Below are 21,233 nucleotides of genomic sequence, written 5' to 3' on the forward strand. Positions count from 1 at the left end.
TTCCCCGTGTTTTTATTGCATGGAACGAAATTCTTTTTGAAAGTTAGTGACCTTCTGAAGATAGCGCCGAGACTCTGAAGACGGGTGTTTATTGGTTAATGCCCAATAGACCTGATTAGGATTTAATCGATTTAAATCATTCATGGCACGTTTTCGGTCTGAACGGTGGAATGTTTTAAGTACATTGCCTGTTCCGCCGTTGTATGCGGAGATCATGCTGTAGTGTTTTGACAACGGATCGCGCACATCTTTTAGGTATCGTGTTTTCAAAATATAGAAATATGCCGTACCCGCATCAATATTTCTCGCAGGGTCGAATAAATACTCTGGGCTAGGCTCTCCCGAGCGCTTTTTCACCAGCTTAAACACATCACGTCCTGCAGTTTTGGGAACGACTTGCATTAAGCCGTATGCATTTGCCCAACTCACCGCATAAGGGTTAAAACTGCTTTCCGTTTTTATGATGGAATAAATCAGTTCTTCTGAAATGCCATATTGGCGTGAAGATTTACGGATCAAGTCGGCATATTGATAGCGTCGCTTGCTGGAGTGATCAGATACCATCGGTATTTCGACGTAAAATACCTTCTGAAAACGCAGCGATTTACTTTTGATCTTCGAATCAATCAAGTAGTCGGCATATCGACTGGCGCGCCATTCCCACGCAATTTCCTTTCCATCTTGGTCGAGCACTTGTCCTTGTAAGAAGGGTCGCCCTTCCAATTGCACGTCAGCTGCAGAATATAAATCCACAGAGGCAGGGTCATTCGGTGTCAACAGCGTGGTTACAATGGCTTGTTTTAAATGCTGTTTTGGATCTGACGTGGCGACTGTCTCGATCGTGACGAGGCCATTGGCAAAGTCAACGCGGGCACGGCTAAGGTAATTATCCGTGTACTTTACGTAATCACGTTTGCCTGAAATTAATACTTCGTCTTTACCCCAACGCACCTCGATGTTGCCGTTAAAGCCGTTAATGAGCTTGTCGAGCGCAGCAAAATCTTTCTGAAATTGTCCCGGCAGAGGGGCGAGATTCTTGGCAAATCGGTTCGTGGATTCATAATCGACCTTGTAGACCGACTCAATCATTTCACGGGTACAGCCCGTCGAAAAAAGGGTAAGGATAAGTAGCGCAAGCACGCGGCGTAGTTTCATGTGTTCCTATTCACGATGACACAGTGATGAAGACTGTGGAGTAAAAAAAGCCAGACATTAAAAAAGGCATCATGATTAGAGTAATCACGATGCCTTTGTTTACAAAACAATATAACGAAACTGTGAGGTATCTAGCCCACGAATTACTCAGAAGGCGGTGTGTAACCTTCGATCACAGTGTCATGGCCTTCAAACAGGAACTTCACCATTTCTGTTTCCAGCAATTTGCGGTGCTCAGGATCCATCATGTTGAGCTTCTTCTCGTTGATCAACATGGTCTGTTTGCTTTGCCACATTGCCCATGCTTCTTTTGAGATATTGTCGAAAATGCGCTTACCCAGATCACCTGGATACAGTTGAAAATCAAGGCCATCGCCTTCCTTTTTTAAGCGCTCGCAAAAAACTGTACGGCTCATTTTTCCGTTCCCCGATTAAATTATCCGGCCGCAGCCGAAAGTTGAATTTCTCTGGTCAGGCTTTCAAGCAGCTTTTGTACTGGCGCTGCCAGTCCGACCTTTGCTGGTTGGGTTAAGTTATACCAAAGCCCGCCGTTGCCTTCCATGATTCCTTGCTCACCAATAAAGGTGGGTTTGCTGTTTAAAGTGACTTGAATAGGCACGATATCGAGGTGAAAGTGGCTAAACGTGTGGCGAAATGCGGTGAGATGCTGAGGCTTCTCGAACGCAGTGCCATTGAGTTTTCCTGCAATGAAGCTCTCGATTTCTTGCTCGTTCCCTTCAGGGAGACACCACAAACCGCCCCATAAGCCCACGGGGGGGCGTTGCTCTAACCAGATGTGATTGTCGTATTGAAACAGCACAAAACAGGTTTCCTTTTCAGGCATGGTTTTCTTGGGCTTTTTACCTGGGAAGTCCGCTTGGCGGCCAAGCGCATTGGCATCGCAACTCGCGCGGACAGGGCAAATGTCGCACTTAGGTTTGCTACGCGTGCAAATCATGGCCCCCATGTCCATCATGGCTTGGTTATATCGCTGCACGCCTTCGGCGGGCGTGTTGGCATCGGCCAATTCCCACAGTTTGTTTTCAACCGGCTTTTTCCCCGGCCAGCCTTCAACGGCAAAGTGGCGCGAAAGGGTGCGCTTTACGTTGCCGTCTAATATTGCATGGTGTTGGCCCAAAGAGAGTGACAACACTGCCCCTGCGGTTGAACGGCCTACGCCGGGCAAATCCATGACATCGTCGATGTGGGTCGGGAACTCGCCGTGGAATTCCGTAGCGATTTTTTGAGCGGCTTTGTGCAGGTTGCGGGCGCGGGCGTAGTAGCCAAGTCCCGTCCACAAATGCAGCACTTCATCGAGTTCTGCGTTGGCAAGATCGACGACGGTTGGGAAGCGCGCCATGAAGCGCTCGAAATAAGGAATCACTGTCGCAACTTGTGTTTGCTGCAACATGATTTCGGACAGCCACACCTTATACGGTGTTTTTTCTTGCTGCCACGGTAAGGTTTTGCGGCCGTATTTGTCATACCAGGCCAATATTGCGTCGGAAAAGGACTGACTCACTTTGCTCGCTCTTTTGTTATCTTTATTGGGGGCGTTGCCCACGAGATTGCTAAACAACATTCTAACAAGTCTGTGCAGAAAAAGGCCGCAAACTTGTAGGCATCTCAGGTAAAATACGTGCCGTCAAATGATCAGGCTTGCACACTTGCTCGATCTTTGGATAATGCGCGATCCGCTTAACTTTTCTTCGTTACTGAGTTACAGGCATAGAGAATGACTGAAGTTACCAAAACCGAATTGACCGAAGACGGCAAAATTCTTCGTAGAATTAGAAGCTTTGTACGCCGTGAAGGTCGTTTGACCAAAGGCCAAGAGCAAGCAATGAACGATTGCTGGCCAACCATGGGTATTGATTTCGAAGAGAAACAACTAGATTGGGCTGAAGTTTTCGGCAACAACAATCCCGTTGTTCTAGAAATCGGTTTTGGTATGGGCGCATCACTGGTTGAAATGGCGAAGAACGCGCCAGAGAAAAACTTTGTGGGCATTGAAGTACACAGTCCTGGTGTGGGTGCATGTTTGATGGCCGCTCGCGATGCTGGTGTCACCAATCTACGTGTTATGTGTCATGACGCGGTGGAAGTGTTTGAACACATGCTGCCAGTCGCAAGTCTAGAAACCGTTCAATTGTTCTTCCCAGACCCTTGGCATAAAGCGCGTCACCACAAGCGCCGTATCGTTCAGCCTGAATTCGTTCAAATGCTGCGTGATAAGCTAAAAATTGGCGGTATTTTCCATATGGCAACAGACTGGGAAAACTATGCTGAGCATATGGTTGAAGTGATGGACGTTGCGCCGGGTTACAAGAACACGGCAACAGACGGTTCTTACATTCCTCGTCCAGATGATCGTCCGTTGACGAAATTCGAAGCGCGTGGCCATCGTTTGGGCCACGGTGTATGGGACATGAAATACGCCCGCACAGAATAAGAAAAAACTCATACCTTTATTCGTTGCGCGACACTGTAAAGTGCCCATCGATGAATGACTTAAAGCCAACCTCGCGTTGGCTTTTTTGACCACTGGAGATAGTGATGAAACCAAGCCCAGAGCTGTTGAGCGAGATCCTTAAAGAAGTTCGCCCATTAATTGGACAAGGTCGTGTTGCCAATTATATCCCTGCACTTGAGAGTGTCTCGGCGGATAAATTAGGCATTGCCGTTTGTTATAACGACGGCGAAATCATCACAGCAGGGGATGCGCAAGAAGCATTCTCTATTCAATCTATCTCTAAGGTATTGAGCTTAACGCTCGCCCTGCAAAATTATCAGCCTGCTGAGATTTGGCAGCGCGTGGGCAAAGAGCCATCGGGTCAAGCGTTTAACTCCATGATCCAGCTGGAAATGGAGCAAGGGATCCCACGCAATCCGTTCATTAATGCGGGTGCACTGGTGGTCTGCGACATGCTACACAGTCGTTTGTCTGCCCCGCGTCAGCGTATGTTGGAGTTCGTGCGTATGCTGTCTGGCAACCCTCACCTTTGTTATGACAAAAGCGTGGCGAATTCTGAAATGGAACACAGTGATCGCAACGCATCGATTGCGTATTTGATGCGCGCCTTTGGCAATTTCGACAATGATGTGATGCCAGTGCTTTCAAATTATTTTCATTACTGCGCACTCCGCATGAGCTGTGTCGATCTGGCAAAAACGTTTAACTATTTGGCAAATAAGGGACTTCCTTTAGGCGCAGAAAAAACAATTGTCAGCCAGACTCAGAGTAAGCAGGTAAATGCGTTACTCGCAACCTGTGGTTTGTACGATGGTGCAGGGGAGTTTGCCTACCGAGTTGGCATGCCGGGAAAATCTGGCGTCGGAGGCGGGATCGTAGCGATCGTACCGGGAGAAATGTCGATTTGTGTCTGGTCTCCAGAACTTGACCTTTCCGGTAACTCACTAGCAGGTACAGCAGCACTAGAACTGTTGGCCGAACGCATCGGACGTTCAATATTCTAAAGCACCGAAGGGTGTTGCAATGTGGTGACTTATCACGGCATTGAGGCAGTCTTTTTGGGAATGCTGCTGGTGCTGAGCACCAGATAAAGGAGAGTGAGCATGGTTAAAATGAACGTATCGAATCTAGTGAAATCTATTGCCGTTCTATTGGCGACCTTGCCAATGTTTGTGAACGCAGAAACCTGTCGTCCTCAGCTGCACAGCGACATTGCGATTGATGCTGATAGCTTGGTGATCGAACGCAATAACAACACATTCCGTATTGAGCCGAATGGCAGTCTGTTCTTTGATGTGCACAAAGTGGCGCTTTCTGATGAGCAGCGCGCGTCGTTGTCGGCATACAACAAAACCATTCGCAATGATTTGCCTTATATCAGCCGTTCACTGTCTAACGAGTTGCAAACGTCTTGGCGCGCACTAGATGGTGTGATTGCGAATGAGTTGGGTGAGAAAAGCTCACTGCGCGGCGAATTGGGTCAGTTCCACCAACATCTACAAAACCGTGTTGTGACCTCTTTCTATGGTTCAGATCGCAGCCCTATGTTGAATCACGAAGCCTTGACCATGACGGTGAAGGAGCTTGAAGCCAGCGTGCCTCAGTTAATTGCCACTGTCTCTAGCCGCGGCTTGAATGACATTGCAACGCTCAGTGCTGACAAGCCAAACAAGCTGTCTTACATTTCCAGCAAAATGGCGTCACTGCAGAACAAGCTGACGGATGAAGTGAAAACGCAGCGTCATCGCACGCAAGCAGCCCGTCAGGATGTGTGTGCACGTTTGTCTGATTGGCAAGTTCAGGAAGAAAACATTCAGCAGTTGATTCCCGCGCTTTCCGGTTGGAAAACCGTCACCATGCTGTAGGTTTACCGCGCTGACAAACATAAAAAACGCGGATTATTCCGCGTTTTTTAATGCACCATGTTTACGCCGCTCTATGCTTTTCTCGCAATCTCGCTTACGGCGTATTCGGTCTGTACGTAAACTCGTAATCCACGTTATCCCATGCATCATCCACGTGACGAAGGTATTGGCGTAACTCGCTGGCTTTTACGTGTCGTGCTTTCGCGCGGTAGTAATAATCCGCTTCGACATAGGTTTTATCGAGCAATGTATCTCCCGGTCCAGAGACGGCTTTCAGTGATGACTTGAACTCAAAAAACGGGCTGTCGATGGAATGCTTCGAGGGCGTGATGTTCCACGTTTCCGGCAAGCTGATCTGAATCTTTTGATGCACAGCGCCCTCTGTTCCATAACGGAACGGTGTTTTACGGCGGATCAGGTCAGGTTTCACTAAGTAGTCATCGACGATGTCACCGGAAATCACGAAGACATACGTATCGTCGTCTTTCGACCATAAGCCATCTACGGCGTAGGCTTCGTGCAAAGTTAGCTCATTTTGGTTTGGATCGTCGGTGATCGTCAGCGGCCTAAGAAGATCGAGCGCTTCAAAGTAACTGGCGTAATAGTTTGCGTATTCTTCACCAAGCTCACGCAGTGGTTTTGATTCCAAATAGCGACGCCATTGCTCTGCTTCAATACCGCGGTAAGTGGTTTTGACCGTCAGGTAGCTTTTCTTGTCAGCGTGGTTGACCACGTACTTTTGCTCAACATCCTGAATCACGTCTTGGCCTGGGGTGTGCATGGCTTTAAGGCTGCGCTCTCCGGGTTTGAGCACTAAAGCGTAACCCAACTGTGATTGCGCCATGGTCGTAAGTTTGCTGCCTTGGTGCGTGCGCGTGGCATCAATCCACATTGGTTCTCCGCCAAAGTCGATGTGCACAATCACGTGATTAAAGCTGTAAGGCGCTGCGGGTTGTTCGTTCAATTGGTCGCGCCAGTAGGTATCCACCAATGCGGGGAACGCATCAATGCCAAGCGCATTGAGCATAGACACCAGCAGTAAGGCTTTGTCCTTACAATCGCCATACCCTTGCGCCACGATTTGAGCAGGCGGTCGAGGCTTGTGCGAACCAATGCCGTTCTCTTCCCCTAGGTAACGAATGTTGTTTTGCACAAAATGAATCGCAGCAACAACCTGCCTTTTAATGTCAGCAGGATAGGTGTCTCGAATGTCGCTAACGAGTGCTTGTACTTCGTCGTCATCTGGGGTGGCTTGGTACAAAGGCAGTGCCCAGTTCACCACATCTTGCCAATCTTTGTAGCTGGAAATATGCAGATAAGGGTAGGGGTTGTACCAACGGGGTTGTTCTGATTCGTCAAAATCATACAGGCCGTTTTCTTCGCGATAACGGTAAACCGTGGTATTGGCTTGCTGAGAGGTCGTCAGCGTTCCTTTTCCTTTGCTCTCCAGATTCGTCACTGTAATCGGGCTGTTTTTTGGCACGATGATACGCGTGTTGGTCAGGGCAACACTGGTCGCCCAACCTGATTTGATGTACCACTCTCGGTGATCGCCAAACACTGGGTTATAGCCGGTAAGTGTGTAGCTGTAATCAATAATGTCGCCGATTTGGACGTCATCAAGCACGATATGCAAGGTTTCTTCGCCGTTATAGAGCAAGGCGTCGAGGTCGACTTCACGCTTAAACTGCGAGGTTTTTGCGCTTTTCTTTCGGTCGATAACCTTGCCGTCTCTGACAATGTTGAGACGGTGAACCAAGACATGCTGATAAGCAGGGTCGAAATCGATAGAAATTTGAGAGGCTGACTCTACCCCTTTGATGGACACCACTTTGCTGGTGTAGCGCTTGTACATCACAGGCTCTGTCACCGAGAGGTTCAGTTGCTTATCAACCAACAAATATTGCTGATCGTAGTGGTGGCCTTTTTCGTCGAACGTGGGAATGGCAGAAACTGGAGAAACCCAATCCGGCATGGGGCCGAACATGTTGCCATTGTTTGGGGATGCAAGCTTTGAGGCATGCGGTGATATATGGCTGGATGTGGAGCTGCCTGATGTTGCGGCAAGCGCAATATCGGTGAGTGGCACCCATGCGATTACACTCAGGGCAAACAGATACTTCTTCATCTACAACGCTGTCCTTTGCTTTGCCGTTTGGCGAAGATCAACACGAAGGGAAGGTGTCTTCCCTTCGTATAAAGACAGCGTTATTCGCTGCCTTTACTCGTCGATGAAGCCGGAAAGCAAATCGTTCAAGAACAGGCGACCTTTTTGTGTCACTTGCCAGTGTGTGTCAGTTTCGCTGAGAAGCCCTTGCTCGATAGCGTTATCGATCGGTGCTTTGATCACATCCAGCGGCAATCCCGTGCGCATTGGAAAGTCTTCTTTTGGACAAGCCTCTACCAAACGGAATCGGTTCATGAAGAATTCAAACGGCAATTCATCAGACTCCACTATATGCAATTCGCTGAGGTATTCTTTCTCAAGATCGAGATAACCGCGCGGGTGTTTCACTTTTACTGTGCGCTGTACGGCACCATTTGCGGCGGTGATTTTGCCGTGCGCGCCACAGCCAATGCCGAGGTAGTCGCCAAAACGCCAGTAATTCAGGTTGTGTTGGCACTGATATCCCGGCTTGCTGTATCCCGATGTTTCGTATTGCACGTAGCCTGCTTCACTCAATAGCACATGGCCTTTTTCGAAAATGTCCCACAGGTCATCGTCATCTGGCAGCGTGGGTGGCTTGGAGTAATACTGGGTATTGGGCTCAATGGTTAGCTGATACCAAGACAAGTGCGGCGGGTTCAGTGCAATGGCTTGTTTGAGATCGTCGAGCGCCCCTTCGAGGGTTTGATCGGGCAGGCCGTGCATCAAATCCAAATTGAAACTGTTCAATCCTGCTTCATGGGCTAACGTTGCCGCACGTTTCGCTTCTTCTGATCCGTGAATACGGCCAAGACGCGCAAGTTTCTTGTCATCAAAACTTTGAACGCCGATGGAAATGCGGTTTACGCCCACTTGGCGATAGGCAATAAACTTGTCAGCTTCTACTGTGCCTGGGTTCGCTTCCATGGTGATTTCAATGCCGTCTTTAAACGGAATTTGCGCATCAATGCCAATCAGCAGACGAGCGATTTCTTCGGGTGACATCAGGCTTGGCGTACCGCCGCCAATGAAGATGGAATGAAGTTGGCGACCACTCACGCCTTGGAAGCGAGCTAGGTCGCGTCCAAGGTCATCCAATAAGGCGTCGATGTAGTCTCGCTCTGGCACTTCGCCTTTCAAGGTGTGCGAATTGAAATCGCAGTACGGGCATTTTTGCACACACCAAGGAATGTGAACGTAAAGGCTTAGCGGGATGTGTGCCGCCACGTTATGGTCTGTCATTTCAGTTTACTTCGCTTGTTCGGATTGCATGCGTTCACTGAGCGCAGCGAACAGTTTCTTGAGCGCTTGTCCTCGGTGAGACATTTGTTTTTTCACTGCAGGCTCAATGTTTGCCAGTGTGCAGTTGTGGCTCTCTACCCAGAACACTGGGTCATAACCAAAGCCATTCTTTCCTGATTCTTCACGCGCAATGTGGCCTTCAAACACGCCATGGCAGACCACGGGTGTTGGGTCGTTCGCGTGGCGCATGTATACCAATACACAGTGGAAACGCGCGCTGCGTTGATCGTCAGGGGCATTTGCCATGCTTTCTAGCAGTTTGTCGATGTTGGCTTGATCGCCTTTGCCTTCACCCGCATAGCGTGCGCTGTAAACGCCGGGTGCGCCTTGCAGATAATCCACTTCTAAGCCGGAATCATCGGCAATGGCAGGAAGCCCTGTCTCTTTGGCGGCATGGCGTGCTTTGATGATGGCATTTTCAATGAAGGTGGTTCCTGTTTCATCAGCGTCACTGATGCCGAACTCACTTTGTGCAAGCACATCGAAGCCGAAATCTTGCAGAAGGTCAGCCATTTCTTTGACCTTTCCTGCATTGCCTGTCGCGAGAACCACTTTGCTCATCATTGTACTCCTGAAGGTGTTGCTCGTGCTGATACCCGCAGAGGGAGCACTGAAGCAAACGCAAATTGTCGTCTGGTCGCCACCCATAAAAAATGGCGCTTCATGTGAGCGCCATCATACCTGAATGTGATGTGGTGTCATCTACCACGCTATTCGGTATAGAACTGCTGTTGGAAGGTGAGTTTGCCTGCGCGATTGCCCTGTGCGTGAACCTCGATGTCGAAGATAAGGTTCTCTTCGTTAGCGAAACGCACTTCTGCCAAGTAGTAGATGGCTTTGCCTTCTTTCACTTCACGAAAGGTGAGCTGTTTTCTTGTGCCGAGTAAGTTGCGTGCCGTGCCTTCAAGGGTCGCGGTTAAAGCGGGTTTGCCGGCTTGGGCTTTGTCGAGTATCGCAATGTTAATCAGTGCATTATGGCTGCCGCGTTGGATGCCATATGTCTTTGCAACTTTCGCCGGGATGAAGGTGGCGTTCAGCGCGGAATAATGCACTTCCAGCGAGCCGATGTTTTTGAATTGTTCAGCGCTCACTGACGGCGAAAGGAGCAACAGCAGCACACTGAAGAAGGCGTATTGAATGCGTCGAGTGAGAAATAAGAAACGGGTCATCGTGCTTTCCTTATCACGGTGTTTCGTTAAAAGAGAGTCAGCGTGTTGCGCTGACTCTTTCAAATAGAAAGTGATACAAAGATATTACTGCTTGAAGGCGGAAATCAGATCACTGAGGGCGTCGGGGTAAATGGCTGGGTCATGAATCCGGACTTGTTTGTGACGCCCAAGCTCCCCTTTTTCAATGTCAATTTGGCCTTTAGCGACTTTAAATTGTTTTGAAAGAAATTTGGTGAGGTGGGCGTTCGCTTTTCCGTCGACGGGTGGGGCGGTAATGGCGAGTTTTATTTCCTCGCCATGTTGTCCCATCCACTGATCTCTGCTTGCTTTCGGTTGAATGTACAAACGCAGTATTAGGTCGTCATTCTCTTGCCAAGCAGGGCGAGTGGTGCGCGTCATGAATTACAGCACGAACCACAAGTTGCCGAAGTAAGGGCTCAGCAAATCACCGATCAGGAAGTTGAGGAATTGCAGCACAATAAACAGCACCAGGACACTCAAATCCAAACCACCCAGAGAAGGCAGTACCTTACGGATGGGTGCAACCAACGGTTCGGTCAGTTGAATCATCACAAATTCGATTGGGTTGCGGCCTTGGCTGACCCAGCTCAAGATTGCGCGAAGGATCAATACCCAAAACAGCAAACCACCCGCCGCTTTAACCAATGCAAGCAGACCAATCAGTAAGTAGCTTGCGTCAAACGGTGGAAGGCCACCTGATGCCACCATTTGTAGAACGAAGAACTTCGCGACACAAAGGACAAAGGCGAACAAGACGGTGGCTAAGTCAAAGCTACCAATCGATGGAATAATACGACGAAGTGGTGCAACCACAGGTTGTGTGGCTTTAACGACAAACTGGCTAAATGGGTTGTAGAAATCAGCGCGTGACCATTGCAGCCAAACTCGCAACAACACCACCATGATATAAAGGTCGAACAGTGTTGATACGAGGAAATTCATTGTGTTCATAAAGTTGCCCTAAAATAGCGATTCCATTTCTTCCGCTCTACGTACCGCTGCTTGCATGGCTTCGGCTACCGTTTCTGGAAGTTGGTTGTTATTAAAAACGCTCAACGCTTGAGCGGTTGTGCCGCCTTTCGACGTCACTTGTTCACGCAAGGTTGCCAGTTCAATGTCTGGGTTTGCAACCACCATTTTAGCGGCCCCAAGTGCAGATTGTTGAACCAGCGCTCTCGCGGTTTGTTTATCGAAACCTTGGCGCTCAGCTTCCGCTTGCATGGCTTCCATAAACAGGAAGAAATACGCAGGTGCACTGCCCGCTGCGGCAATGATGCTATTGATACCAGATTCTTCAGATACCCAGCAAACTTTACCCACGGCTTCAAGCAGTTGGCCTGCGAAGGTGCGATCATTTTCTGATACAGAGTCTGGCGCATAAAGGCCACTCATACCTTCGCCAACCAAAGAAGGTGTGTTTGGCATCACACGAACGAGGTTCAATGCTGTGCCTGCCATCTCTGAAAGGCGTGCGACAGAGATACCAGCAGCGATAGAAATCACCAACTTGCCCTGCCAATCAATGCCTTTCATGTTGTCCAAAAGTTCTGCCATGGCCTGAGGTTTTACACCCAGTACGACAACATCGGCGTTTGCCGCGCTTTCAATGGCATTCTCGTTCGCATTGATGCCGAATGATTCACGGAAAGCGGCACTTTTCTCTGGCGTACGATTCACTGCTGTAATGGCTGATGCCGGATAACCTGATTGCACTAAGCCTGCAATGATAGAGCGCGCCATGTTACCTGCACCAATAAAGGCGACTGTACGTTGTTCCATCCATCTACTTCCTGTTGAATTGGCGGCATCTGTCGCCAATGAAATGCTGACGTTGACTGTCTTTCTGGTGTGTCTTACTGGCGGTTCGTGTAATCGCGCGCGCCGAAAATCGCGGTACCAATGCGCACCATGGTGCTACCTGATGCAATCGCAGCATCCATGTCACCGCTCATGCCCATGGACAGCGTATCAAAACGTGAGCGTGACGCCTTCATTTCCTCAAATAATTGAGAAAGTGGTGCGAAAGCCGCGAGTTGGCTGTCGTGATCATCTTCGGGTTGGGGGATGCACATCAGGCCTCGAAGTTCGAGGTTCGGCAGTTGGTCGATTTCATCTGCGAGCGCTTTGACATCGTCAAACTGCGTGCCTGACTTTGAGGATTCACCGCTGGTGTTGATTTGAATTAACACTTGTAGCGGCGGCATATCATTAGGGCGTTGTTCACTCAAACGACGCGCGACTTTGCTGCGGTCAACGGAATGGACCCAATCGAAATGCTCTGCTACTTGACGGGTTTTATTGGATTGAATGGGACCAATAAAATGCCATTCTAAAGGCGTGCTTTGTTCGCGAAAATGAAGGATCTTCTCAACACCTTCTTGCACGTAGTTTTCACCGAACTGGCGGTGTCCTGCGCCCACGGCATCAGCGATCGCGTCGATAGGCTTGGTCTTGCTGACAGCCAACAATTGCACGCCAGAGGCGTCTCTCCCGCATTTTTGTGCGGCACTGTCTATTTGTCTGGTGACCTGTTCTAGGTTTTGTTTGATACTACACATGATTGATTCTGCGAGGAAACGTATTAATGGATATTACTGAATTATTAGACTTCAGTGTAAAGCATAATGCTTCAGATCTACATCTTTCTGCTGGGGTTCCGCCGATGGTCCGAGTAGATGGTGATGTTCGCAAGCTGAGCTTGCCTCCGCTGGATCACAATGATGTGAATCGATTGATATTCGACATCATGAATGATGCGCAACAGCGCGAGTTTGAGCAAAACCTAGAAGTCGACTTTTCGTTTAACTTGGCGTCTGTTGGGCGCTTTCGTGTCAATGCCTTCCATCAGGCGCGTGGTTGTGCCGCTGTTTTCCGTAGCATTCCTACTGATATTCCCTCTTTGGAAACGCTAGGCGCACCGAAAATTTTCGATCAATTTACCCAGTATCGTAAAGGCTTGGTGTTGGTAACCGGACCAACAGGGTCAGGGAAATCAACCACCTTGGCGGCACTGATCGACAAAATTAACAATGAACAACATCGCCATGTGTTGACGATTGAAGACCCGATTGAATTCGTTCACGAGCAAAAGCTGTGTTTGATTAACCAGCGTGAAGTGCACAGAGACACACACTCTTTCAACAATGCATTGCGTTCGGCATTGCGTGAAGACCCTGATGTGATTTTGGTGGGCGAGTTACGTGACCAAGAGACCATTAGCTTGGCGCTGACGGCGGCTGAAACAGGGCACCTGGTTTTCGGCACACTGCATACCTCAAGCGCGGCCAAAACCATCGACCGTATTATTGATGTTTTCCCGGGTGCGGATAAGCCGATGGTGCGCTCTATGTTGTCTGAATCATTGCGTGCGGTGATTTCTCAGAACTTGGTAAAACAAGTCACTGGCGGGCGCGTCGCTGCGCACGAAGTGATGATTGCAACGCCCGCGATTCGAAACCTGATCCGTGAAGACAAGGTCGCGCAGATGTTCTCGATGATCCAAACCGGCGCAGCGTTAGGCATGCAAACCATGGAACAATCGCTACGTCATTTGATGATGCAGGGCATCATTGATGGTCAGGAAGCGAACCGAATCATGGATTCCTCTGGGATGGGCATGTCCTGATGAGCGGCCAAATCAAATTAAACCAATTGCTTGAAGACATGTTGAGTCAGCAAGCATCGGATTGTTATATCACGGTGGATGCGCCATGCATGCTGCGTGTTGATGGTGCGCTAACACCGACCGGAGACAAACTGACTATCTCGGATCTGGAAAGCTTGGTTGAACAAGCCATGGATAACGAGAAATGCGAAATGTTTTACCGTGAACGTGAAGCGAATTTCGCGCTGGTGACGGAAAATGGCCGTTTTCGTGTGAGTGCGTTTTGGCAACGTGATTTGCCGGGCATGGTGATTCGACGCATTGAAACGGACATTCCTGATATTCGAAACCTCGGCTTGCCGTCAGTGATGCAGGATCTGTCTATTGCTAAGCGGGGTTTGATTTTGATTGTGGGTGGCACTGGCTCCGGCAAATCGACGTCGATGGCAGCCATGGTGGGGTATCGAAACCGTCACCGCAGCGGGCACATTCTGACGGTTGAAGATCCGATTGAGTTTATTCACCCGCACGATCAATGCATTGTGACGCAGCGTGAAATCGGCATTGATACTGAAAGCTATGAAGTGGCACTGAAAAACTCGCTGCGACAAGCGCCAGACATGATCATGATCGGTGAGATCCGTTCGCGTGAAACCATGGAATACGCCATGCAGTTTGCGGAGACAGGGCACTTGTGTATTGCCACGTTGCACGCGAACAATGCAAACCAAGCCTTAGAGCGAGTGCTGCATTTGGTGCCAAAAGAGCGCCGTGAGCAATTCCTGTTTGACCTGTCTTTGAACCTTCGTGGTGTGCTGGCTCAGCAGTTGGTTCCGGATGTCAGTGGTATTGGTCGTCACGGTGCTTATGAGCTTCTTCTCAACACCTCGCATGTGTCTGATTTGATCCGTCGTGGTGAATTGCACGAGCTGAAAGAATGTATTCGTAGGGGAAACAACGCGGGAATGTGTACGTTTGATCAATCGTTGTTTGAGCTTTTCCGCTTGAACAAGATCTCGGAGCAAGAAGCGTTGCACCATGCTGATTCACGCAATGAACTGAAGCTGATGATCAAGATGTCTGAACAATCGCCAGACGGCAGTCCGACGTTGGCTAACGTCAGTATTGAGTGATTCTTTAGAAAAGCGTCCTTTTAGAAAGGGCATGGCCGCGCAAAAATAACGTTAAAAAAAGAAAAATCCCGCCATGTTTGATGGCGGGATTTTTTGTTCAGTGCGTGAAGCGGCTTATTCGCCGTATTGGCTTTCGAACCAGCTTTCGACAATGATGACGGCGGATTGGCAATCAATATCACCCTTACCGAGTGCCTTGTAACCACCGTGCTCAAACAATGAAGAGCGCGCTTCTGTGGTGGTGAGACGTTCATCATGCAATTCAACGTCTACGCCGAAACGGCCTTTCAAGCGGTTCGCAAATTTACGGGCGCGCGGTGTGATGGTTTCAAGCTCACCTCCACGCAAGTCCAAGGGTAGACCGACAACCACTAAGTCTGGCTGCCACTCTTTCAGTAGGTCTTCAATCGCTTCCCAGCTTGGAATGCCGTCTTTGGCTTTTAGCGCTTTTAATGGGCGCGCAGTGCCTGTGATGATTTGGCCTACGGCAACCCCAATACTCTTGGTGCCATAGTCAAAGCCCATCACGCTTTGGATGTTACTCATGGTGTTGTTCTCATGCGTGTCCGATGTCCGAGGACAGGTTTAAACCACTAATGCCTAATTGATTTAGGGCTTTTTCCCAGCGTTCGTTGATCGGTGTGTCGAAGATGACTTTGGGATCGGCCTCTATCGTCAGCCAACTGTTTTCTGTGAGTTCTTGCTCTAGCTGGCCAGCATCCCAACCAGAATAACCCAATGCCACAATAAATTGGTCGGGCTCATCATGGGTGCCGAGAATGCTCAGAATGTCTTTGGACGTTGTGACGGTTAATTGATCAGACAAGCTGATGCTAGAACCGAAGACTTGGTTTGGCTTGTGCAGAACAAATCCTCTGTCTTCAGAGACTGGGCCTCCAAACAACACGGGCTGATCGAGACTGACCTCGTGGGTAAGATCCAAATCGCGCTCAACCTCAATTTGTTCCAACATGTTGGCGACAGAAATATTGATCGCTTGGTTGATAACAAGCCCCATAGCACCGTCGTCATTGTGCTCGCACAAGTAGATGACGCTTTGTTTGAAGCGTTCATCCGCCATGCTAGGCATTGCAACAAGGAAATGGTTTTTGAGATTCATGGTGCCCTTCCAGTACGTGCGATTTCGCGTTATTTCTTTGCAAGACTGCTAGCTGCGATGATGTTGTGTCTTTCTGACGTAGGTGAAGTCTGTTGGAGTAAGCCGTTTTTCGCTCTCCCGCTTAAGTTCAGTATGAGCAGTAAGCAGGAGAAAGTCATACCCGAGCAGCCGAAACTGCTCGGTGTGCGAAGCTTTATTTTTGCAGACGCGCTTCAATGGCATCCATCAATTTACCACTGATGTTGATATCAAAGGCGGCTTCAATTTCACGGATACACGTTGGGCTCGTGACATTAATTTCTGTCAGTTTGTCGCCAATGATATCCAGACCGACAAAGATCAGGCCTTTCTCTTTCAGCGTTGGTGCAACGGCGCGAGCGATAGCCCAGTCAGTCTCACTCAATGGACGCGCTTCACCGCGACCGCCAGCTGCAAGGTTTCCGCGTGTTTCACCTTTGGCGGGAATACGCGCCAAGCAGTATGGCATTGGCTCACCGTCAACCACCAGAATGCGTTTGTCGCCATTGCTGATATCTGGAACGAAGGTCTGCGCCATGCAGTAGTTAGTGCCAAGGCTGGTCAGTGTTTCGATGATCACCGACAGGTTAGGGTCGCCTTTCTTCACACGGAAGATAGAAGAACCACCCATGCCATCGAGTGGCTTCAAAATCACGTCGCCGTGTTTCTCATGGAACGCTTTGATTTGGTCATCACGACGCGTTACCAAAGTGATTGGCGTGTGCTCTGGGAACCAAGCGGTGAACAGTTTTTCGTTACAATCGCGCAGGCTTTGCGGTTTGTTAACGATCAGACATCCTTCCACTTCGGCTCGCTCAAGAATGTACGTCGCGTAGATGTATTCGGTGTCGAACGGTGGATCTTTGCGCATCAATACGGCATCCAGATCGGCCAGGGCGATCTCTTGCTCGCTTTTTACGTCAAACCACTTCTCAGGGTTTTGTTCTACGCTGATGATCTTGGTGCGAGCAAGGGCTTTTCCTTGCTCCAGCGACAAGTCATTCATCTGCATGTAATGAATTTCCCAGCCACGCGCTTGTGCTTCTAGCATCATGGCAAAAGAAGAATCTTTCTTGATGTTGATGGACTCAATCGGGTCCATCACGATACCCAGTTTGATCATTCTGTCTTCCTTATCTGGCAAGTTCGTCGCCGTTAAACTTGGTGTGGTTAACCAAGGTCACCAAAGCGAACTTGCAATGCCGTAATTGCGGTCAATGCTGCGGTTTCAGTGCGCAGCACACGCGGTCCCAAAAGTGTTTCTTCGAACCCGTGTTCGCGGGTCTTTTCAATTTCTTCTGCTGACAATCCACCTTCAGGGCCAATCAATAGGCGCACGCGATTGACAGGTTGCGGCAGGGTATTGATGGAATATTTTGCGCGAGGGTGAAGGTTTAGCTTTAACCCATCAAACGCTTCCTGACTCCAAGCTTCCAGCGCCATCACTGGGCGGATTTCTGGGACGATGTTTCGGCCTGATTGTTCGCAGGCAGCAATCGCAATTTTTTGCCATTGCTGTAATTTTTTGTCGAAGCGTTCAGCGTTAAGTTTGACACCACATCGTTCAGAGATCAGTGGCGTAATCACATTGACGCCAAGCTCGACGGATTTTTGAATGGTGAACTCCATTTTGTCGCCGCGACTGATAACTTGACCAAGGTGCAAGTCTAATGGCGATTCAATGCTGCGCTCGACACGTTCAGTGATATCCACATTGACGTTCTTTTTCGATACGTCACAAATCACGGCAGGAAACTCAGCGCCACTGCCATCAAAGAGCAGGACGTCTTGTCCAACTTGCATACGCAATACACGGCCAACATGATTCGCCGCATCATCATCGAGTGCGACACGGCCGCTGTTAGGCAGCAATTCAGGATGGAAAATTCTTGGGATACGCATGGTGGTTTTGGTCTTGGAAATAATGAGCAGCAGTTTAGCATGCTACTGCTCATTGGCTGTAGTTTTGGTGTGGTTTCAGTTTTTCAAGGCTGTCTTTATAGACCTGCTTTTTCACATGCCGCTTTCACGAAAGGATTGTGATTTCCTTGCGTAGCTGCAATACGACGGTCACGCTCACATTCCCAATCCGTCACTGGGTAGGTTTTGTCCCACGCGTTCATGAGTTTTTTCTGCGCTGACGCTAAGCGAAAATCGTATTGGCCATTCATATATTGATAGATACGTGCAACTGCACCGCGGCTTTGTGCGGGTGGCTCTGCAACACGTTGTTTGAAGTCGACCTTCATTTTGCACTGGCCGTAGAAGGCACCTTTGTCACCGTTCCACTGAGAAAAGCGGAAGTTTGAACGGTCTCCGTTTACTTCACCAATTGCAGGCACGAGGTTATGCAGGTCTGCTTCCATAAGGCGGAAAGTCAGATCGGTTTTACCACAGTTTTTGCGTCCGCCATCTTGCCAACATTGGCGCTGGTGGCCGAACTGCCATGCAGGAACGACATGTTCCCACTCAATGCGGCTCGCGCGTTTCATTTGTTTACGCACTTGGTAGCCACAGGTATCGAGTTCGGGCACGCCTTTCTTACCTTGCCATTGGATATCACAGCCACAGTAAAAAGAGGTTGGGTGATCGATATAGATTTTTTGCGCCAGGCGCTTGGCTTTTGAAAAGGATTGCGGGTGTTCAGGCGCTGACATTGCCAGTGGCGATATCAACAACGCGGAAAGCAGTAGGAGATATGTCTTCATCTTTAAACAAAGTCTTATTGAAATTAAGTACTTTGATTATTGCAGATAGTTGCGAGTTAAATCCCACTAAAATAGTGTTAATTGAACAACTTGTTATTAAGGGCGGCGTTGCATGTAACGCATTTGCGTTAGGGGGATGAAGGTTTCCATATCAGAGGCTGTTTACAACGACGGCACACGTACTGCACTTGTTGACGTTGTACTTTATTGTGACGACGCACGGACAACGGGATCACGTCGCACTGGCAGTGGTAGGAAAAGGTTTTTCCTTCTACGGACTTAATGTCAAAGCTATGCGTGGTTTTTGGTTGAACATCAAAGACCTGAGACATCACCGCTTGCCACTCTTTACCGTGGGGACGAACGCGTCCGAAACGGGCAAAGACAATCAAGTGACTCACTTCATGGGGGACGACTTCTTCTATAAAGGCGTCAGGGTTTTCTGCCAGCAATACGGGATTAAAGCGCAGTTGCCAGCGTTGAAGCAGCGCCATTCCAGCGGTTTTACCCCGAATGTCAAAGCGGATCGCGGGTGCTGAAAACTCTGTATTGAGGGTCAGATTTGCATGAGAAATGCATTCGCTTACGCGTCGAGTTATGCGGTAGTGAAGTTCGTTCATCGCCTTGGCTGATTGGATGGTCACAGCGGCTAGGGTAAAGAGAGGCATGAAAAAAGGGAAGCCGAAGCTTCCCTTTTCTTGTTCTGTTGTGCTGCGTTGTCGCGATTATTTGATGTTTGCGAAATCGCGCAGTGCTGCCACTTTGTCGGTTTTTTCCCAAGGGAATTCTTCACGACCGAAGTGACCATATGCTGCCGTCTTCTTGTAGATAGGTTGCAACAGGTCAAGCATCTCTTGTAGGCCGTAAGGGCGCAGGTCAAAGTGCTGACGAACCGCTTCGATGATGATCTCTTGAGAGACTTTTTCAGTGCCGAAGGTTTCAACCATGATAGACGTTGGATCTGCTACACCAATCGCGTAAGACAATTGGATTTCACAGCGATCTGCTAGGCCAGCAGCAACGATGTTCTTTGCTACATAACGTGCTGCGTATGCTGCTGAACGGTCAACTTTTGATGGATCTTTACCAGAGAAAGCACCACCGCCGTGACGCGCTGCGCCGCCGTAGGTATCAACGATGATTTTACGACCTGTCAAACCACAGTCACCCATTGGGCCACCGATAACGAAACGGCCTGTCGGGTTGATGAAGAATTTAGTTTCTTTGTTCAACCATTCTGTTGGCAGTACTGGTTTGATGATTTCTTCCATGACCGCCTCACGTAGAAGCTCAGTGGTCACTGAATCGCAGTGTTGGGTTGAAAGAACAACGGCATCGATACCAACAATTTTGCCTTGGTCGTATTGGAACGTGACCTGTGATTTCGCATCTGGACGAAGGAAATCTAGCTTGCCGCTCTTACGCACTTCAGCTTGTTTCTTAACAAGAAGGTGTGAGTAAGTAATTGGTGCTGGCATGAGTACGTCAGTTTCGTTACATGCGTAACCGAACATGATGCCTTGGTCGCCTGCGCCCTGTTCTTTCGGGTCTGCGCGGTCAACACCTTGGTTGATGTCTGGTGATTGCTTGCCGATGGTGTTCAGTACGGCACAAGAATCTGCGTCGAACCCCATGTCTGAATGCACGTAGCCGATTTCACGCACGGTTTGACGCGTCAGTTCTTCGATATCAACCCATGCAGATGTGGTGATTTCACCACCCACCATGACCATGCCGGTTTTTACGTATGTTTCACAAGCAACGCGGGCTTTCGGGTCCTGTTCCAAAATCGCATCAAGTACAGCATCAGAAATCTGGTCAGCAATTTTGTCTGGGTGACCTTCCGAAACCGATTCTGAAGTAAACAGGTGTTTGGCCATGTCGCGTTCCTTAAAAAATATGAAGATAGGTTTATATACGTTTAAATGGTTAGATGTTTTACCATCTGGACGTCTATTCTACGCTGGAGCGATAAGAAATCAACCATGCAATTTGTCGGTGTTATGAAATAGCACGCTAAGAATATGTATTTGGCATATCGCCATGCGTTTCTTGCTGTTTGGGGGAAACGTTTGCGTGCAGAAGCAAAAGGTTACGTAAAAAAGCCAATTCTTCGCGCAAAAATCAGCAGAATGCCATGAAATCAGCGATGTAAAACGTTTGCAGTGCAGGGGGAGTCTTGCGACAATACTCGCCCGCCGAATTCTGCTTTCTCGCCAACTTTTAAAAGTATTGCGCTGGATGGCAACTAATACAAAACGTCTATTGATGATCTCAGGAGCAGACATGTCTTCTCGCAAGGTTTTAGCTAACGCGATCCGCGCTCTTAGTATGGACGGTGTCCAACAAGCCAACTCTGGTCACCCAGGTGCCCCTATGGGTATGGCAGACATCGCCGAAGTATTGTGGCGCGACCACATGAACCACAACCCGCAAAACCCTGAGTGGGCTGACCGCGACCGTTTCGTGCTTTCGAACGGCCATGGCTCAATGCTGATCTACTCTCTGCTTCACCTCAC

23 protein-coding genes and 1 pseudogene are annotated in these 21,233 nt (G+C 49.1%); 6 read left to right on the forward strand and 18 right to left on the reverse strand.

Translation table 11 applies throughout. The features are described from left to right. Window positions 1–12: 12 nt before the first annotated feature. The 3 genes from mltC to mutY all read right to left on the reverse strand — a co-directional run bounded on the left by mltC (window position 13) and on the right by mutY (window position 2,677). A complete protein-coding gene (gene mltC / locus BCT27_RS19240; protein WP_102390617.1) occupies window positions 13–1,155 on the reverse strand; it encodes a membrane-bound lytic murein transglycosylase MltC in 1,143 nt (380 codons plus the stop codon). A gap of 143 nt (window positions 1,156–1,298) precedes the next feature. After that, a complete protein-coding gene (locus BCT27_RS19245; protein WP_017012213.1) occupies window positions 1,299–1,571 on the reverse strand; it encodes an oxidative damage protection protein in 273 nt (90 codons plus the stop codon). A gap of 20 nt (window positions 1,572–1,591) precedes the next feature. Next, the gene (gene mutY, locus BCT27_RS19250) at window positions 1,592–2,677 is read right to left on the reverse strand and encodes an A/G-specific adenine glycosylase (protein WP_198597594.1); all 1,086 of its coding nucleotides are present in this window, start codon (window positions 2,675–2,677) and stop codon (window positions 1,592–1,594) included. A 213-nt stretch (window positions 2,678–2,890) separates the two neighbouring features. On the opposite strand from mutY, the gene trmB reads away from it, so the two are divergent. The 3 genes from trmB to BCT27_RS19265 all read left to right on the forward strand — a co-directional run bounded on the left by trmB (window position 2,891) and on the right by BCT27_RS19265 (window position 5,493). Then, a complete protein-coding gene (trmB, locus tag BCT27_RS19255) occupies window positions 2,891–3,607 on the forward strand; it encodes a tRNA (guanosine(46)-N7)-methyltransferase TrmB (RefSeq protein ID WP_017012210.1) in 717 nt (238 codons plus the stop codon). A gap of 104 nt (window positions 3,608–3,711) precedes the next feature. Further along, window positions 3,712–4,632 (forward strand): glutaminase B, encoded by a 921-nt coding sequence (glsB, locus tag BCT27_RS19260; protein ID WP_102318205.1) that lies wholly within the window; start codon window positions 3,712–3,714, stop codon window positions 4,630–4,632. Window positions 4,633–4,731: 99 nt separating this feature from the next. After that, entirely contained in the window at window positions 4,732–5,493 is a 762-nt protein-coding gene (locus tag BCT27_RS19265; RefSeq protein WP_102318204.1) for a DUF2884 family protein, read from the forward strand. A 94-nt stretch (window positions 5,494–5,587) separates the two neighbouring features. Here BCT27_RS19265 and BCT27_RS19270 read toward each other — a convergent pair whose 3' ends face one another. The 8 genes from BCT27_RS19270 to BCT27_RS19305 all read right to left on the reverse strand — a co-directional run bounded on the left by BCT27_RS19270 (window position 5,588) and on the right by BCT27_RS19305 (window position 12,689). Next, window positions 5,588–7,621: a DUF3857 domain-containing transglutaminase family protein gene (locus BCT27_RS19270; protein WP_102396509.1), complete on the reverse strand. Its 2,034-nt coding sequence runs from the start codon at window positions 7,619–7,621 to the stop codon at window positions 5,588–5,590. 93 nt (window positions 7,622–7,714) lie between these two features. Further along, a complete protein-coding gene (hemW, locus tag BCT27_RS19275) occupies window positions 7,715–8,881 on the reverse strand; it encodes a radical SAM family heme chaperone HemW (protein WP_102396510.1) in 1,167 nt (388 codons plus the stop codon). Between the two features lie 6 nt (window positions 8,882–8,887). Continuing rightward, the gene (locus tag BCT27_RS19280; RefSeq protein ID WP_102390614.1) at window positions 8,888–9,502 is read right to left on the reverse strand and encodes an XTP/dITP diphosphatase; all 615 of its coding nucleotides are present in this window, start codon (window positions 9,500–9,502) and stop codon (window positions 8,888–8,890) included. 149 nt (window positions 9,503–9,651) lie between these two features. Then, complete coding sequence (locus BCT27_RS19285; RefSeq protein ID WP_102396511.1) at window positions 9,652–10,110, reverse strand: DUF4426 domain-containing protein; 459 nt, start codon at window positions 10,108–10,110, stop codon at window positions 9,652–9,654. Between the two features lie 84 nt (window positions 10,111–10,194). Next, a complete protein-coding gene (gene yggU, locus BCT27_RS19290; protein WP_026024747.1) occupies window positions 10,195–10,509 on the reverse strand; it encodes a DUF167 family protein YggU in 315 nt (104 codons plus the stop codon). 3 nt (window positions 10,510–10,512) lie between these two features. Continuing rightward, the gene (locus tag BCT27_RS19295) at window positions 10,513–11,082 is read right to left on the reverse strand and encodes a YggT family protein (RefSeq protein WP_017012202.1); all 570 of its coding nucleotides are present in this window, start codon (window positions 11,080–11,082) and stop codon (window positions 10,513–10,515) included. A gap of 9 nt (window positions 11,083–11,091) precedes the next feature. Then, a complete protein-coding gene (gene proC / locus BCT27_RS19300; protein ID WP_102396512.1) occupies window positions 11,092–11,910 on the reverse strand; it encodes a pyrroline-5-carboxylate reductase in 819 nt (272 codons plus the stop codon). 74 nt (window positions 11,911–11,984) lie between these two features. Beyond that, window positions 11,985–12,689: a YggS family pyridoxal phosphate-dependent enzyme gene (locus BCT27_RS19305; protein WP_102390611.1), complete on the reverse strand. Its 705-nt coding sequence runs from the start codon at window positions 12,687–12,689 to the stop codon at window positions 11,985–11,987. Window positions 12,690–12,715: 26 nt separating this feature from the next. Here BCT27_RS19305 and BCT27_RS19310 point away from each other — a divergent pair, with 26 nt between their 5' ends. After that, window positions 12,716–13,756, forward strand: a complete 1,041-nt coding sequence (locus BCT27_RS19310) for a type IV pilus twitching motility protein PilT (RefSeq protein ID WP_102318197.1) — start codon at window positions 12,716–12,718, stop codon at window positions 13,754–13,756. Window positions 13,757–13,767: 11 nt separating this feature from the next. After that, window positions 13,768–14,868: a PilT/PilU family type 4a pilus ATPase gene (locus BCT27_RS19315; RefSeq protein ID WP_181163564.1), complete on the forward strand. Its 1,101-nt coding sequence runs from the start codon at window positions 13,768–13,770 to the stop codon at window positions 14,866–14,868. A gap of 114 nt (window positions 14,869–14,982) precedes the next feature. Here BCT27_RS19315 and ruvX read toward each other — a convergent pair whose 3' ends face one another. From ruvX to metK, 7 genes are all read right to left on the reverse strand, one after another. Continuing rightward, a complete protein-coding gene (gene ruvX, locus BCT27_RS19320; RefSeq protein ID WP_102396514.1) occupies window positions 14,983–15,414 on the reverse strand; it encodes a Holliday junction resolvase RuvX in 432 nt (143 codons plus the stop codon). 10 nt (window positions 15,415–15,424) lie between these two features. Further along, entirely contained in the window at window positions 15,425–15,988 is a 564-nt protein-coding gene (locus BCT27_RS19325) for a YqgE/AlgH family protein (RefSeq protein ID WP_017012196.1), read from the reverse strand. A gap of 193 nt (window positions 15,989–16,181) precedes the next feature. Next, entirely contained in the window at window positions 16,182–17,129 is a 948-nt protein-coding gene (gene gshB, locus BCT27_RS19330) for a glutathione synthase (protein WP_074928780.1), read from the reverse strand. Between the two features lie 47 nt (window positions 17,130–17,176). Beyond that, window positions 17,177–17,908, reverse strand: a complete 732-nt coding sequence (gene rsmE / locus BCT27_RS19335; protein WP_074928782.1) for a 16S rRNA (uracil(1498)-N(3))-methyltransferase — start codon at window positions 17,906–17,908, stop codon at window positions 17,177–17,179. Between the two features lie 95 nt (window positions 17,909–18,003). After that, entirely contained in the window at window positions 18,004–18,714 is a 711-nt protein-coding gene (gene endA / locus BCT27_RS19340; protein WP_102396515.1) for a deoxyribonuclease I, read from the reverse strand. 128 nt (window positions 18,715–18,842) lie between these two features. Next, entirely contained in the window at window positions 18,843–19,334 is a 492-nt protein-coding gene (locus tag BCT27_RS19345; RefSeq protein WP_198597595.1) for a SprT family zinc-dependent metalloprotease, read from the reverse strand. A 105-nt stretch (window positions 19,335–19,439) separates the two neighbouring features. Further along, on the reverse strand, window positions 19,440–20,594 hold the full coding sequence (metK, locus tag BCT27_RS19350) for a methionine adenosyltransferase (RefSeq protein WP_102318192.1): 1,155 nt from the start codon (window positions 20,592–20,594) through the stop codon (window positions 19,440–19,442). Window positions 20,595–20,982: 388 nt separating this feature from the next. Here metK and BCT27_RS19355 point away from each other — a divergent pair. Beyond that, window positions 20,983–21,233, forward strand: a pseudogene (locus BCT27_RS19355) (transketolase); the annotation flags it as partial.

It is taken from the genome of Enterovibrio norvegicus (assembly GCF_002876705.1).
In the GTDB taxonomy this organism is placed as follows: Bacteria; Pseudomonadota; Gammaproteobacteria; order Enterobacterales; family Vibrionaceae; genus Enterovibrio; species Enterovibrio norvegicus_B.

Coding starts and splice junctions, on each gene's coding strand:
- mltC (WP_102390617.1), bottom strand. CDS start 1,155: ATGAAACTACGCCGCGTGCTTGCGCTACTTATCCTTACCCTTTTTTCG.
- BCT27_RS19245 (WP_017012213.1), bottom strand. CDS start 1,571: ATGAGCCGTACAGTTTTTTGCGAGCGCTTAAAAAAGGAAGGCGATGGC.
- trmB (WP_017012210.1), top strand. CDS start 2,891: ATGACTGAAGTTACCAAAACCGAATTGACCGAAGACGGCAAAATTCTT.
- glsB (WP_102318205.1), top strand. CDS start 3,712: ATGAAACCAAGCCCAGAGCTGTTGAGCGAGATCCTTAAAGAAGTTCGC.
- BCT27_RS19265 (WP_102318204.1), top strand. CDS start 4,732: ATGGTTAAAATGAACGTATCGAATCTAGTGAAATCTATTGCCGTTCTA.
- BCT27_RS19270 (WP_102396509.1), bottom strand. CDS start 7,621: ATGAAGAAGTATCTGTTTGCCCTGAGTGTAATCGCATGGGTGCCACTC.
- hemW (WP_102396510.1), bottom strand. CDS start 8,881: ATGACAGACCATAACGTGGCGGCACACATCCCGCTAAGCCTTTACGTT.
- BCT27_RS19280 (WP_102390614.1), bottom strand. CDS start 9,502: ATGAGCAAAGTGGTTCTCGCGACAGGCAATGCAGGAAAGGTCAAAGAA.
- BCT27_RS19285 (WP_102396511.1), bottom strand. CDS start 10,110: ATGACCCGTTTCTTATTTCTCACTCGACGCATTCAATACGCCTTCTTC.
- yggU (WP_026024747.1), bottom strand. CDS start 10,509: ATGACGCGCACCACTCGCCCTGCTTGGCAAGAGAATGACGACCTAATA.
- BCT27_RS19295 (WP_017012202.1), bottom strand. CDS start 11,082: ATGAACACAATGAATTTCCTCGTATCAACACTGTTCGACCTTTATATC.
- proC (WP_102396512.1), bottom strand. CDS start 11,910: ATGGAACAACGTACAGTCGCCTTTATTGGTGCAGGTAACATGGCGCGC.
- BCT27_RS19305 (WP_102390611.1), bottom strand. CDS start 12,689: ATGTGTAGTATCAAACAAAACCTAGAACAGGTCACCAGACAAATAGAC.
- BCT27_RS19310 (WP_102318197.1), top strand. CDS start 12,716: ATGGATATTACTGAATTATTAGACTTCAGTGTAAAGCATAATGCTTCA.
- ruvX (WP_102396514.1), bottom strand. CDS start 15,414: ATGAGTAACATCCAAAGCGTGATGGGCTTTGACTATGGCACCAAGAGT.
- BCT27_RS19325 (WP_017012196.1), bottom strand. CDS start 15,988: ATGAATCTCAAAAACCATTTCCTTGTTGCAATGCCTAGCATGGCGGAT.
- gshB (WP_074928780.1), bottom strand. CDS start 17,129: ATGATCAAACTGGGTATCGTGATGGACCCGATTGAGTCCATCAACATC.
- rsmE (WP_074928782.1), bottom strand. CDS start 17,908: ATGCGTATCCCAAGAATTTTCCATCCTGAATTGCTGCCTAACAGCGGC.
- endA (WP_102396515.1), bottom strand. CDS start 18,714: ATGAAGACATATCTCCTACTGCTTTCCGCGTTGTTGATATCGCCACTG.
- BCT27_RS19345 (WP_198597595.1), bottom strand. CDS start 19,334: ATGAACGAACTTCACTACCGCATAACTCGACGCGTAAGCGAATGCATT.
- metK (WP_102318192.1), bottom strand. CDS start 20,594: ATGGCCAAACACCTGTTTACTTCAGAATCGGTTTCGGAAGGTCACCCA.